The sequence below is a fragment of the Streptomyces sp. NPDC058239 genome (genome assembly GCF_042882185.1).
GTDB lineage: Bacteria > Actinomycetota > Actinomycetes > Streptomycetales > Streptomycetaceae > Streptomyces.
This window is the reverse complement of sequence record NZ_JBHVWS010000003.1, coordinates 27548-40662: the sequence shown is the minus strand read 5'-3', so window position 1 is coordinate 40662 and position 13115 is coordinate 27548. Positions and strand designations below refer to the sequence as shown.

The window sequence follows — 13115 nt, the reverse complement described above, 5'->3', positions numbered from 1 at the left end:
TGGTATTGGAAATGGTGCGGGGGGCCGCCCTGAGGGCATTCGGACTACTTTTTTCGGCCGCCCATCTCGCCGTCCCCCACCCAGAAGTGGTTAGGGGTGCCCTCGAAGCCGAACTCCTCGCGCAGCCGGCGCTCGACGAAGCGCCGGTAGCCGTGCTCCAGGAAGCCCGAGGAGAACAGCACGAAGCGCGGCGGCTTGGTGCCCGCCTGGGTGCCGAAGAGGATGCGGGGCTGCTTGCCGCCGCGGACGGGGTGCGGGTGGGAGGCGACGATCTCACCGAGGAAGGCGTTCAGCCGGCCGGTGGGGACGCGGGTCTCCCAGCCGGCGAGGGCGGTCTCGATCGCCGGAACCAGCTTCTCCATGTGCCTGCCGGTGACGGCGGAGACGTTGACCCGCGGGGCCCACGCGATCTGCGCGAGCTCCGTCTCGATCTCGCGCTCCAGGTAGTAGCGGCGCTCCTCGTCGAGGGTGTCCCACTTGTTGTACGCGATCACCAGGGCACGCCCGGCCTCCACCGCCATGGTGATGATGCGCTGGTCCTGGACGCTGATGGACTCGCTGGCGTCGATCAGGACGACGGCGACCTCGGCCTTCTCCACGGCGGCAGCGGTGCGCAGCGAGGCGTAGTAGTCCGCGCCCTCCTGGAGGTGGACGCGGCGGCGGATACCGGCCGTGTCGATGAACTTCCAGGTGATGCCGCCGAGCTCGATCAGCTCGTCGACCGGGTCGCGGGTGGTGCCCGCGAGCTCGTTGACGACGACGCGGTCCTCGTTCGCCACCTTGTTCAGCAGCGAGGACTTGCCGACGTTGGGGCGGCCGATGAGGGCGATCCGGCGCGGCCCGCCGATCGCGGTGCCGAAGCGCTGCGCAGGGGCTTCGGGAAGTGCTTCGAGTACGGCGTCGAGCAGGTCGCCGGTGCCGCGGCCGTGCAGCGAGGAGACCGGGTGCGGCTCGCCGAGGCCCAGCGACCAGAGCGCGGTGGCGTCCGCCTCGCCGCTCTGTCCGTCGACCTTGTTGGCACACAGCACGACGGGCTTGCCGGCCCGGCGCAGCAGCTTGACGACGGCTTCGTCGGTGTCGGTCGCGCCGACGGTCGAGTCGACCACGAAGACGACCGCGTCGGCGGCCTCGATCGCATACTCGGCCTGGGCGGCAACGGAGGCGTCGATGCCCAGCACGTCCTGCTCCCAGCCGCCGGTGTCGACGACCTTGAAGCGGCGGCCCGCCCACTCGGCCTCGTAGGTGACGCGGTCGCGGGTGACGCCGGGCTTGTCCTCGACGACCGCCTCACGGCGGCCGATGATCCGGTTCACCAGCGTCGACTTGCCGACATTGGGGCGGCCGACGACGGCGAGCACGGGAAGCGGTCCGTGACCGGCCTCACCGATCGCGCCCTCGACCTCTTCGGCGTCGAAGCCCTCCTCCGCGGCGAGCTCCATGAACTCCGCGTACTCGGCGTCGCCAAGCGCTCCGTGCTCGTGGTCCGAGCCGTCGGAGTGAATCTGGTCGTTCATGAAGTCCGTTCCTCTTTGCATCATCATCGATGGGCCACGACCACGCGGCCCACTACTCAAGTCTTACCTAGCGCTCGGTGAAACGCCTGGCCTCGTCCAGGTGGGCGGTCAGCCGCCCCTGGATCCGTACCGTCGCCTCGTCCAGCGCCTTGCGCGTCCGCCGTCCACTGCCGTCGCCCGCGTCGAAGGCATCACCGAAGACGACGTCGACCCGGCTGCGCAACGGCGGCAGTGCCGATATCAACCGTCCGCGGCGCTCGGTGCTTCCCAGTACGGCCACGGGCACGATCGGCGCCCCGCTGCGTACCGCGAAGTATGCGAGCCCGGCACGCAGGGAGGCGAAGTCGCCCTCGCCCCTGGTGCCCTCGGGGAAGATCCCGAGCACCCCGCCGTTCTCCAGCACGCCGAGGGCGTGGGTGATGGCGGTGCGGTCGGCAGTCGTGCGGTCCACCTTCAGCTGACCGATTCCGCGCAGGAACGGGTCGAGGGGGCCGACGAACGCCTCTTTCTTGATCAGGAAATGGACGGGCCGGGGCGCGGTGCCCATCAGCATCGGACCGTCGATGTTGTGGGAGTGGTTCACCGCGAGTATGACGGGTCCGGAGGCGGGAACCCGCCACGCACCGAGGACGCGGGGCTTCCACAGCCCGTACATCAGCCCGATGCCGATCCCGCGCCCGACCGCTGCGCCGCGCAGCGTGGGCGAGCCCGTGGCTTGGGTCACTTCGCCGCCCGCTTCTCCTCGACGAGGGTGACGACGCACTCGATGACCTGCTGGAGGGTCAGCTCGGTGGTGTCCACCTCGACGGCGTCGTCCGCCTTGGCCAGGGGGGAGGTCTTGCGGCCGGAGTCGGCCGCGTCCCGCTTGATCAGCGCCTCCTTGGTGGCGGCGAGATCGGAGCCCTTGACCTCTCCGCTGCGGCGGGCGGCGCGCGCCTCCGGCGAAGCGGTGAGGAAGATCTTCAGGTCGGCGTCGGGCAGCACCGTGGTGCCGATGTCGCGGCCCTCGACCACTATGCCGCCCTCGGCGGCGGCGGCGATGGAACGCTGCAGCTCGGTGATCCGCGCACGCACCTCGGGGACCGCGCTGACCGCGCTGACCCGGGAGGTGACCTCCTGCGTACGGATCGGGCCCGAGGCGTCCTCGCCGTCGACGGTGATCGTCGGCGCGGCCGGGTCCGTGCCGGAGACGATGACCGGCTTGGCGGCGGCGGTCGCCACCTCCATCGCGTCCTGCACGTCGATGTCGTTGTTCAGCATCCACCAGGTGATCGCCCGGTACTGGGCGCCGGTGTCCAGGTAGCTCAGGCCGAGCTGGGCGGCGACGGCCTTGGACGTGCTCGACTTGCCGGTGCCGGAGGGCCCGTCGATGGCGACGATCACTGCGGCCGGGGCCGTCCGGGCGGCGGCGCTTGCGGTTTCCACGGTGGTGGACACCTTCCTGGTACACGGGGTGGGCGGGACGGGGGCGCGCGAACCCGCCCCGCACAAGGTTACCGAGTGTCGGAGCGGTCCTCTGCACCCCTGTGGACAACCGCCTCCCGGGCCCGCCGCCCCGGGCCTACTGGCGCAGCGACCAGCCCCGGTCGCGCAGTGCCGCGCTCAGTTCGGGGACCGCGCTCGGCTCGACCATCAGCTGGACCAGGCCCGCCTGCTGCCCGGTGGCGTGCTCGATGCGGACATCCTCGACGTTGACCCCGGCCCGGCCGGCGTCGGCGAAGATCCCGGCCAGTTCGCCCGGACGGTCACTGATGAGCACGGACACGATCTCGTAGGAGGCGGGGGCCGTCCCGTGCTTGCCGGGCACCCGGACCCGGCCCGCGTTGCCGCGGCGCAGTACGTCCTCGATGCCTTCGGTGCCTTCGCGGCGCTTGTCGTCGTCACCGGACTGCAGACCGCGCAGCGCCCGTACCGTCTCGTCCAGATCGGCGGCGACCCCGGCCAGCACGTCGGCGACCGGGCCGGGGTTGGCGGAGAGGATCTCCACCCACATCCGGGGGTCGGAGGCGGCGATCCGGGTGACGTCCCTGATGCCCTGACCGCACAGGCGTACGGCGGTCTCGTCGGCCTCCTCCAGTCGGGCGGCGACCATCGACGAGATCAGCTGCGGGGTGTGGGAGACCAGGGCGACGGCCCGGTCGTGCGCGTCGGCGTCCATGACGACCGGTACGGCGCGGCAGAGCGCGACCAGTTCCAGGGCGAGGTTGAGGACCTCTGTGTCGGTGTCACGGGTCGGGGTGAGGACCCAGGGGCGGCCCTCGAAGAGGTCCGCGGTGGCGGCGAGGGGGCCCGATCGCTCCTTGCCGGCCATGGGGTGCGTACCGATGTACGGCGTGAGGTCGACGCCGCGGGCCTCCAGCTCGCGGCGCGGGCCGCCCTTCACGCTGGCGACGTCGAGGTAGCCGCGGGCCACGCCGTCCCGCATGGCGGTGGCCAGCACCGGGGCCACATGGGCGGGTGGCACGGCGATGATCGCCAGGTCGACGCGGCCCTCGGGCGCCTCGTCCGTGCCGGCGCCGAGCGCGGCCGCGGTGCGGGCCGATTCGGGGTCGTGGTCGACGAGGTGGACATGGATGCCGCGCCCGGCCAGGGCGAGGGCTGCGGAAGTGCCGACGAGGCCCGTTCCGATGACGAGGGCGGTTCTCACTGGGCGATGTCCTTGCGGAGGGCGGCGGTGGCGCCGAGGTACACGTGCGCGATCTCGGACTTGGGAAGGTACGTCTCGACGTGCGCGAGGATGCGCACCACACGGGGCATCGCCCCCACGATGTCCAGTTCCTGGGCGCAGATCAGCGGTACGTCGACGATACCGATCCCGCGTGCCGCGGCGGCGGGGAAGTCGCTGTGCAGATCGGGGGTGGCCGTGAACCAGATGCTGATCAGATCGTCCGCGACGAGTTTGTTGCGCTCCAGGACGGCGGTGAGCAGGGCGCTGACCCGCTCGTCCATGTGTCCGGCCTCGTCCTGATCCAGCTGGACGGCTCCACGGACCGCTCGTACCGCCACGTCGTGCTCCTCGCTCTTTCGTACGTGTCGCGCCTGCTGTCCGCCTGCGTGATCTTTCTGCACGATCAGCCTAGAGGGGCGGCGCGGCGGGCGACCGGGGTGCTCTCCCAGTGAGACGGGGCGGTGGCGTGCACGTGACAGAGCACGTCGGCCGGAGGGCTCCGCCTGGTGGCGAAGGCCCTCCGGCCACGCGGGGTGTTCCGGAAACACTTCTTTCTGCACGGTGAACGGCCCTTGCGGCCGCTCCGGTCTCAGAGCTGCTGTTCCCGGACCAGGTCCTCGATCGAGCGGCCCTCCGGGACCTCTCCCGCCGGGGTCAGTCTGTCGACCGCCGTCGGCAGCGACCGGGCGATCTCGTCGGCCGCCTGTTCCGTGGAGACCCCGGTCTCCTGGGCGACCTTCTGCAGGGTCTCGTCCGGCAGCGCCTCGGCGATCTGGGCACCGCTGACCGCCTGGTTCTCACCGGTGCCGACCCAGGACTGCGCCTGGTCGACGAGGCCGGACTTGGTGAGCATCCCGATCAGACCTTCGAGCGCGTTGCCACCGCCGCCCGTACCGCTCTGGCCGTTGCCCAGTGCGCCCAGCAGCGCGCCGAGGATGTTCCCGGCGCCGCCGGAGGCGCCGCCCTGGCCGCCACCGCCCAGCAAACTGCCCAGCAGGCTGCCGAGGTCGTTTCCCGCCATGGTTCTGCCTTTCCGGAGGGGATGATTTATCGACAATGTCGATCAGAACCCGGGCTTCTGCCACTTGAGCGGGGCGGATCCGCCGTCACACAGCGGTCGCCGGGCCGGGCCTGCGGACATCGGCCAGAAGCGCCGCCTCCGCGACATCCGGATGCTCGCTGTCCCGCAGCGCGGCCAGCTGGTCCGGCCAGGGCTCCGCCCACCGGGTGTTGTCGCCCGCCCGGACCACCAGCTCCACTGCGGCCAGCCCCGCGACGGCCGACCCCCACGCCCGCAGTGCGGCCACCACCGTGCCGATCGACCCGATCGGCAGCACCGGCCGCGGCCCCCGCCACTCGTACCGGATGGCGTCGAGCGGGCCCGGCCGCTCCCCCGCGAGGGCCAGCCACCGGCCCCACCGCTCGACCATCCCCTCGTCCGCCTCCGTCAGCGACGACAGGGCCGCCGACAGCGCCACCCCGGACGCCGTATGGACGAGCCCCGCCTCCCGGAGCGCCTCGGTGACGGCATCCAGGGCGGCGACCGGGCGCTGCCCGTACCCCCGCTTCAGCGAGTCGAGGACCAGCAGCGCATCCCGCTGCTCCCCCTCGTCCACGGAACGGACCTGGCCCACCACCGCATCGAGCGCGCCCTTCAGCGCCGACCGCCCCTCCTCGGTGGTCGCCCATTCGCACAGCAGGCGCGCCGCCTCGTCGCGGACCCCGCGCGGTCGGCCGCTGTCGGTCACCGCGGCGGCGATGACTTCTCCGACAGGGGCGGTGACCACCATGCCGAGGAGCGCGTGGGCGGCGGCTGTCGCGGACACCTTCTCCCCCGTCGCCACCGTGCCCGCGAGGAACCGGCACAGGGCGTCGGCGGCCGACGGCCGACCGGGCCGCGCCGCCATCACCCGTTCCCGCACCGCCGCATGGTGCAGTTGCGCCGTGAACCGCTCCGCGACACCGGCGACGTCCATGCGGGTCACGAGCACCCCGACCATCGTGGCGTGGACGTCACGGTGCTGACCGGGTGCGTCCCATCCGGCCAGCACGGCCGCGAAGGCGGCCGCCGAGGACAGCGCGGACAGCCCGCGCACGGCCGCCTTCCGGCTGCCGACGGACCCGGTGACATCCATGACGACCCGGCTGAACCGCGCCACGGCCTCGTCGTCCGGCACCGTGCCGAGCATGGCCCGCACACCGCTCATCGCGGCCCGTCCCCGTACCCCGCCGGTCCCGGTATGTCCGAGCAGGAAGTCCAGGGTCTCGGGATGGGCCGGTACTCCGCCGCTGCCGGCGGCGCGCTCCCCCAGCGCGGCGAGGGCAGCCGCGGCAACGGGCTGCGGTGCCGTCCCGGCCAGCAGGCGCAGGCTGCCCGTCTCCCCCAACAGGGCGGTGGCGTCGGTCCGTTCCAGCAGGGGCACCTCGTCGGCGGCGGCGATGCGCGACAGCCGCTCATCGAGTGCGGCGCGCTGACGCGGCAGCCAGCGCCCGAGGACGCTCCGTCGCATACGCGGCGCCCAGTGCGGCGGCAGACCGGATCCCAGGACCGTGTCGAGCAGATCCGTACGGCGACGGGCGATCGTGCGCCAGACGACCGGCACGACGACCGACAGGGGGACGGCAGCGAGGAGTTCGGCGCAGCGTTGCTCCCGGGTGGCCGGGTCCGCGAGCCACAGTTCGGCCGCCCGCCGGGCGTGGCTTCCACGCGACAGGTCCCGTGCCGCCCGGCCGACCGCCTCGTCCAGGGCGGGGATGTGCGGGAGATGACGTACGAACAGGGCCGCGAACAGCACGAGCGCTCGCGCGGCACGTGGGCCACCGAGCTCCCACACGCCGACGGCCGCTTCCCTGCCCAGCGGCAGCGGCCGGACGGTTCCGGGGCCGCGCGGGTCGGCGAGCACGTGGACCAGCAGCCCGATGACGGCTTCGGCCCGGTCCAGGTCACCCTTGCGGGCGGCGCTCACCGCCGTGCGCCGCAGCCAGTGCTCGGCGGCCACGAGCGACACCCGGGTCGAGTCGCGGGACTGCACCGTGGTCATCGCGGCGTCCCGCAGAGCCGCGTACGGTGCCGCGTCCAGCAAGGAATCCGGGACTGTGCCGGCCGCGGCCAGAGTCGCCCGGCGCACCTCCTCCTGGTCGTGCCAGGCCCGTTCGCAGGAGGTGAGGACGCGTGCGTACTCCTCCGGATCGCCGTGCCGTGCGGCGCAGTCCAGCAACGCGGGCCAGGCGGCAGCCCGTTCGAACGGGCGGTGCGCGGAGGCGAGTTCCCGCAGGCGCGGCTCGCCCTCGGGCAGCGGGAGCAGTGCCGCGATGAAGCTGCGAGGGTATGTCCGGCGCCCGGCCCGTCCGTTCAGCCAGCGTGTGGCGATCTCTGCCCTGTCGGTGGGTTCGAGGGAGGCGACGCCGCCGAGTTCGCCGCGCCAGTCGGTGAGCCCGTCGGCCGACCTTGATTCGACCACTCGCCGCCGCCGGTCCGGTGGCAGCAGGGCGAGCAGCGGCTCCGGCGCCGCTTTTGGCCCGAAGGCCCGTCGCCCCCCTGGGGATTCGACGCGCAGGACACCCGCGAGCAGGGCGATGTCCTCCTGTGTACAGGCCGCGAGGGCGCTCAGCACCCGCCGCGGCAAGGGTTCCGGCGCCAGGGGCAGGCGTTCGGTGCCGGTGCGTCGCAGCGAGGCCAGTACGGCGGCGGGGTCGTGCAGCAGTGTGGCCGTCGCTGTACCGGTGACCAGATGAGGGGCCCGGTCGAGCAGCAGCATCCCGGCTGCCGGATCGCGGGTGCTGAGGCGGGTCACGAGGTACCGGCTGCGTCCGCGCAGGCCTCTGGGTTCGGACCGGTCGGCGCTCCCCGCGGGCAACCGGTCGGCGAGATGGGCGGCGAGCGCGGCCGGTGCGGTCCGGGCGAGGGCGTGCAGAACCCCGAACGGCGCCTGGACCAGCCGTGGCAGCCACTGCTCGGCCGCGTCGGGCGTACAGGCGGGGAGCAGCCGGGCCGTGTCCTCGTCGCCGTGTCGTTCGTGCACCTGCGGGAGAAGCCGGTCGGCGAGCGCGGCCCGGCGGGACAGCCGCAGGATCCGGTACGTGTGATGTCGTACGTCTCTCAGATCACCCAACGCCAGTGCGGTCAGGGCCTGTTCGTCGACCGGAAGTCTGATCGCGGCGGCCAGGGCGCGCGGCCTGAGCAGCGGATCGGTGAGTGCCCGGGAGACGACGTCGAGGTCGCGGCGGGCGACGGCGAGGAAGAGCGCCAGCCTGCGTTCATCGGGGTTGCCTGCGTCCAGGGCCGTGTGCGCGGCGCGGTAGGCGGTGTTGTCCAGGGAACGGGTGTGTTCGGCGATGGCCCGCATACGGGCCGGATACGGCAGGTGTTCGAACCTGGTGTACAGAGCGGTTACTTCTTCTCTGGGGTACGGAGGTGTCGTCATCGCGCTCACCGGAGGGTGGCGCGGCGAGCCTTTCCGATCATCGTCATGGCGGTGATCGTGACACCGAGGATCTTCCGGTGCAACACGTTTTCGCCCACGTACGCTCGCCGGCATGATCACCCCTGACCACGAGGCTCTCGTACGTGACCACACGGTCTACTCCTGTGTGATGGGCTCACGCGCCTTCGGGCTCGCCACGGACGGCAGCGACACCGACCGGCGCGGCGTCTTCCTCGCGCCGACCCCGTTGTTCTGGCGGTTCGACAAGCCACCGACGCATGTCGACGGCCCGGCGGAGGAACAGTTCTCCTGGGAGCTGCAACGCTTCTGCGAGCTGGCCCTGCGCGCCAACCCCAATGTGCTGGAGTGCCTGCACTCGCCGCTGGTGGAACACGTCGACGCGGTGGGCCGTGAACTGCTTTCCCTGCGCGGGGCGTTCCTGTCCCGCCTGGCCCATCAGACCTTCGTCCGGTACGCGTTGGGCCAGCACAGAAAGCTGGAGGCGGACGTACGGCAGTACGGGGCGCCGCGCTGGAAGCACGCCATGCATCTGCTGCGGCTGCTGACCAGCGGCCGGGATCTGCTGCGCACGGGCGAGCTCGTGATCGAGGTGGGGCCTGCCAGGGAGGAGCTGCTGGCGGTGAAGCGCGGCGAGGTGCCGTGGCCGGAGGTCGAGCGCCGCATGAGCCGCCTGGCCGAGGAGAACGACGAGGCGGCCGAGCACTCCCCGCTCCCCCTACGACCGGACCGGGCTCGCGTGGAGGACTTCCTGATCCGCACCCGCCGGGCGTCCGCACTGCGGCCCGACCAGGGGTGAACGGCCCCTCGTCACCCACCTCCGGCACTGGGCGGGGGTGCCCTCATGAACGCACCCCTTCCATGCACATGGATCAAGCATCCCAGAGCGCCCCCAGCGACAGCAGATCGCTCCGGTACTCGATCCGCTCCGACCACTCCTTGGGCCAGGCCCCCGCTCCCAGGTGCGCCCCGGCGAGGGCGCCGGTCAGGCAGCCGAGGGAGTCCGAGTCGCCCCGGGTGCAGGCTGCCCGGCGAAGGGCGGTGACGGGTTCTTCGGGGAAGAGCAGGAAGCAGTGCAGGGCGGTGGCGAGGGCCTCCTCGGCGATCCAGCCGTCGCCGGTGGTCTCGCAGGGGTCGGTCTCAGGGGACGGGTCGCGCAGGGCGTCCTGGACGCGGGCCAGGGCGGTGAGGCACTCGTCCCAGCCGCGCTGGATATACGTCTCCGGTGAAGAATCGCCCGCGTACCGCCAGAGGTCGCCGAGCCAGCGCGTGAGGTAGCGGCTGCTGTTCTCGAACGCGTAACTGCGCAGCTGCCCGATCAGGCCCATCGGCTCCGCGCCCTGCGCCAGCAGGTACACCGCGCGGGCCATCAGGTCGGACGCGGCGAGGGCGGTCGGGTGGCCGTGGGTGAGGGCGGCCTGCAACTGGGCGGCGCCGGAGCGCTGTTCCTCGCTCAGCCCCGGCACGAGCCCGACCGGCGCGACCCGCATATTGGCGCCGCAGCCCTTCGAGCCGGTCTGGCTGGCCTCCTGCCAGAGCCGGTCGCTGTCGAGCAGTCGGCAGGCGGTCATGCAGGTACGGCCAGGGGCGCGGTTGTTGTCGGGCGAGTGGTACCAGTCGACGAACTCCTCGCGCACCGGGCGGACCAGCCGCAGCGGGGTGAGCAGCCCACGGTCCATGGCGGTACGGATGCCCCGCCCCAGGGCCAGCGTCATCTGGGTGTCGTCGGTGACGATCGCCGGCTTCGGCAGTCGCATCTGGCGCCACGGCCCGCACTTCGCGAGGATCGACGGTACGTTGTTGAACTCGGTCGGGAAGCCCAGTGCATCGCCGAGCGCGAGCCCGGTCAGTGCGCCGGTGGCGGCCTGTTTGGTGATGGTCCTGGTCACGATCACGTGGTTCTTCCTTCCGGTCTCAGAAGTGGAGGGTGCAGGGCGGTAGCGGCACCCGCCCGGTAGAGCGCGGCCGGTTTCCCCCGTCCGCCGGTGCGGCGCGGCGCCCCCTCCACTGCCTGGACGAAGCCGGGCGTGGTGAGGACCTTGCGCCGGAAGTTGGGCCGGTCCAGCTCGACACCCCAGACCGTCTCGTACACCTGCTGGAGTTCCCCCAGGGTGAATTCGGACGGGCAGAAGGCGGTGGCCAGACAGCTGTATTCGAGTTTGGCGCCGATCCGGTCGTGTGCGTCGGCGAGGATGCGGTCGTGGTCGAAGGCGAGGGGTCCGGGGGCTTTGGCATCCCACCACCGGGCGCTGGCCGCGTCGCCGCCGCCCTGCGGTTCGGGCAGGTCGGGTACGAGTGCGGCGTAGGCGACGGAGACGACCCGCATCCTCGGGTCGCGGTCCGGGTCGCTGTAGGTGCGCAGCTGTTCCAGGTGGAGGGCCGAGACGGTGCCCTCGGTCAGCCCGGTCTCCTCGGCGAGCTCCCGGCGGGCGGCTTCCTCGGCGGACTCGCGGGGCAGAACGAAGCCGCCGGGCAGCGCCCAGTGGCCCTTGTACGGGTCCTCGCCCCTTTCGACGAGCAGGACGTGCAGCCGGGTGCCACGGACCGTGAAGACGGCGAGGTCGACCGTGACCGCGAAGGGTTCGAAGGCGTACGGGTCGTAGCCTGCGGGGACACCGGCGCTCATCGGTGCTCCGGGAGGGGTGCGGCGAAGTTCCAGCCGTCGGCGAGCAGGGTGTCGACGGCGGCGACCGCGGTGGCCAGGCGTTCCTGGTGGGTTCCGGTGAGCTCGATGAACTCCCTTCCGGTGCGGGTCAGTTCGGCCCGGAAGCGGTCGGTCATCCAGGGCCGCAGCTCCTCGCCGTCGCGCAGGCCGTCGTCCTCGAAGGCGACGCCCTCGTGGTCGGTGAGCAGCCACAGATGGTGGGCGACCCGGTCGGCGGTCTCCTCGACGAGCGGGTTGCGGCCGCCGATGTACCGCTCGTGCCAGACGGTGGTCGCGAAGGAGTCGGTGTCGCAGAAGAGCACCGGCGACCCGGTGCGCGCGGCCGCCTCCTCCTTGGCGTTCTGCACCTGGGCGATCTGCGGGAAGTCGTCGGTGGTGAAGGCGACGTCCTCCCACTGGGCTCCGGGCCACCGTGCGCGCAGCGCGGCCAGCTTCTGTTCGCTGAACTCCCGCCCGTACTCGGCGACGTAACGGGTCTGTGCCCAGACGCCGCCGCGCCGCCGGTAGTGGTCGGCGAGGGCGCGAGCCATCGTGGTGGTGCCGGTGGACTCGGCGCCGAGGACGACGATCCGGCGAGTGAGCGCGGCCCGTACCGGCGGTTCGAGGAAGTCCCAGCAGCCGACCGGGTCCTTGCGGACAGCGGTGCCGGAGACCGGGAAGACCGTGCGGTCGGGGTCGACGCAGACGGACTCGGCACCGAACCGGCGGGCCAGTTCGTCCCCGTACGACTCCGAGGTGAAGACGGCGTCCACGGGCTCGGGCACGGCCCCGGTGAAGACGGCCATGTGCGCGTCCCAGATCACCGGGTCGTGGAGATCCATGCGGATGTCGTCGACGGCGCCCACGACCCGTACGTCCGGGTGCACCTCCCGCATCCAGGCCACCCGGTCGGCGAGCGGTACGGACTCGACGGAGGCGGCGCAGACCAGGACGGTCAGCCGCTCGCAGCGGTCCTGCGCGGTGCGGACGAGGTGGTGGTGGCCGGCGTGCGGCGGGTAGAACTTGCCGAGGACGAGCCCGTGCGCGAAGCGCTTCATGCCGCTGCCCCGTGGAAACCGACCACTCACAGCGACCCCCCACGCCCCCGGCCCACGCCGGCCTCGTACCCGGGTGCCGCCGCCACCTCCACGGGCCGCCGTTGCAGCACGGCGAGATCGCGCTTCCAGTTGCGCAGGCCGATCAGGCACAGCGTCAGGAAGCCGACGTACAGCAGGGAGGTCAGATAGAGCTCCTTGTACGCGTACAGCGGGATGTACACCACATCGGCAGCGATCCAGAGCCACCACGACTCGACGAGCTTCCTGCACTGCCCGTACGTCGCCGTCAGGGACAGCGCGGTCGTCAGGGCGTCCCAGAAGGGCACGGTCGAGTCGGTGGCGTGGTCGAGCAGGACGGTGAGGGCGAAGGCCCCCACCACCCCTGCCGCGAGCAGCCAGGTCCATTCGGTGCGCGTGGTGCGCCGCACCGGCAGGTCCGGTGTCCCCGGTCCACCCCCGTGGGTCCAGGTCCACCAGCCGTACGCGGCAAGGGCGATGAAGACGATCTGGAGGCCGGCGTCGGCGTACAGACCGGACTGGGCGAACAGCAGGATGAAGAAGAGGTTGTTGGCGATGCCGATCGGCCAGTTGGCGAGGTGCTGGCGGGCCACGAGCCAGACGCACAGCGCTCCGCTGCCGAAGCCGAGCACCTCGGTCCAGCTGACCGGAGTGTCAAGGACTGTCACCAGAGGTTGCTGCAGGGGATCGAGGAATTCCGCGAGACTCACTCCCGCCTCCTTAATAGTCACTCTGACTATAAAGGCGGAACGGTCGCAGCAAAAGGCCCGC

12 protein-coding genes are annotated in these 13115 nt (G+C 71.9%); 1 reads left to right on the top strand and 11 read right to left on the bottom strand.

What is annotated here, in order from left to right; genetic code table 11:
* Nucleotides 1-44: 44 nt before the first annotated feature.
* The 7 genes from der to ACFVYE_RS05175 form a co-directional block, all read right to left on the bottom strand.
* Complete coding sequence (gene der, locus ACFVYE_RS05205) at nt 45-1514, bottom strand: ribosome biogenesis GTPase Der (protein ID WP_389604166.1); 1470 nt, start codon at nt 1512-1514, stop codon at nt 45-47.
* 67 nt (nt 1515-1581) lie between these two features.
* Nucleotides 1582-2238 carry a lysophospholipid acyltransferase family protein gene (locus ACFVYE_RS05200; protein ID WP_383974256.1) on the bottom strand — a complete coding sequence of 219 codons (657 nt, stop codon included), beginning with the start codon at nt 2236-2238 and terminating at the stop codon, nt 1582-1584.
* Nucleotides 2235-2951: a (d)CMP kinase gene (gene cmk / locus ACFVYE_RS05195; RefSeq protein WP_383974258.1), complete on the bottom strand. Its 717-nt coding sequence runs from the start codon at nt 2949-2951 to the stop codon at nt 2235-2237. The genes ACFVYE_RS05200 and cmk overlap by 4 nt, the downstream gene beginning before the upstream one ends.
* Before the next feature lie 124 nt (nt 2952-3075).
* Entirely contained in the window at nt 3076-4161 is a 1086-nt protein-coding gene (locus ACFVYE_RS05190; protein ID WP_383974261.1) for a prephenate dehydrogenase, read from the bottom strand.
* Entirely contained in the window at nt 4158-4520 is a 363-nt protein-coding gene (gene aroH / locus ACFVYE_RS05185; RefSeq protein ID WP_383974264.1) for a chorismate mutase, read from the bottom strand. Before aroH ends, ACFVYE_RS05190 begins: the two co-directional genes overlap by 4 nt.
* 251 nt (nt 4521-4771) lie before the next feature.
* Nucleotides 4772-5203: a YidB family protein gene (locus tag ACFVYE_RS05180; RefSeq protein ID WP_383974267.1), complete on the bottom strand. Its 432-nt coding sequence runs from the start codon at nt 5201-5203 to the stop codon at nt 4772-4774.
* 85 nt (nt 5204-5288) lie between these two features.
* Entirely contained in the window at nt 5289-8606 is a 3318-nt protein-coding gene (locus ACFVYE_RS05175; protein ID WP_383974270.1) for a hypothetical protein, read from the bottom strand.
* Between the two features lie 112 nt (nt 8607-8718).
* Between ACFVYE_RS05175 and ACFVYE_RS05170 the strand changes: the two genes are divergently transcribed.
* Entirely contained in the window at nt 8719-9423 is a 705-nt protein-coding gene (locus tag ACFVYE_RS05170) for a DNA polymerase beta superfamily protein (protein WP_383974273.1), read from the top strand.
* Between the two features lie 73 nt (nt 9424-9496).
* Here the strand turns inward: ACFVYE_RS05170 and ACFVYE_RS05165 are convergent, their stop codons facing one another.
* From ACFVYE_RS05165 to pnuC, 4 genes are read right to left on the bottom strand one after another with little or no spacing between them, the layout of a single operon-like run.
* Nucleotides 9497-10519, bottom strand: a complete 1023-nt coding sequence (locus ACFVYE_RS05165; protein WP_383974276.1) for an ADP-ribosylglycohydrolase family protein — start codon at nt 10517-10519, stop codon at nt 9497-9499.
* Nucleotides 10516-11250, bottom strand: coding sequence for an NUDIX domain-containing protein (locus ACFVYE_RS05160; protein WP_383974280.1), 735 nt, complete (start codon nt 11248-11250; stop codon nt 10516-10518). Before ACFVYE_RS05160 ends, ACFVYE_RS05165 begins: the two co-directional genes overlap by 4 nt.
* The gene (locus ACFVYE_RS05155) at nt 11247-12326 is read right to left on the bottom strand and encodes an AAA family ATPase (protein WP_383974282.1); all 1080 of its coding nucleotides are present in this window, start codon (nt 12324-12326) and stop codon (nt 11247-11249) included. The genes ACFVYE_RS05160 and ACFVYE_RS05155 overlap by 4 nt, the downstream gene beginning before the upstream one ends.
* Before the next feature lie 26 nt (nt 12327-12352).
* A complete protein-coding gene (gene pnuC / locus ACFVYE_RS05150) occupies nt 12353-13054 on the bottom strand; it encodes a nicotinamide riboside transporter PnuC (protein ID WP_383974285.1) in 702 nt (233 codons plus the stop codon).
* Nucleotides 13055-13115 lie beyond the last annotated feature (61 nt).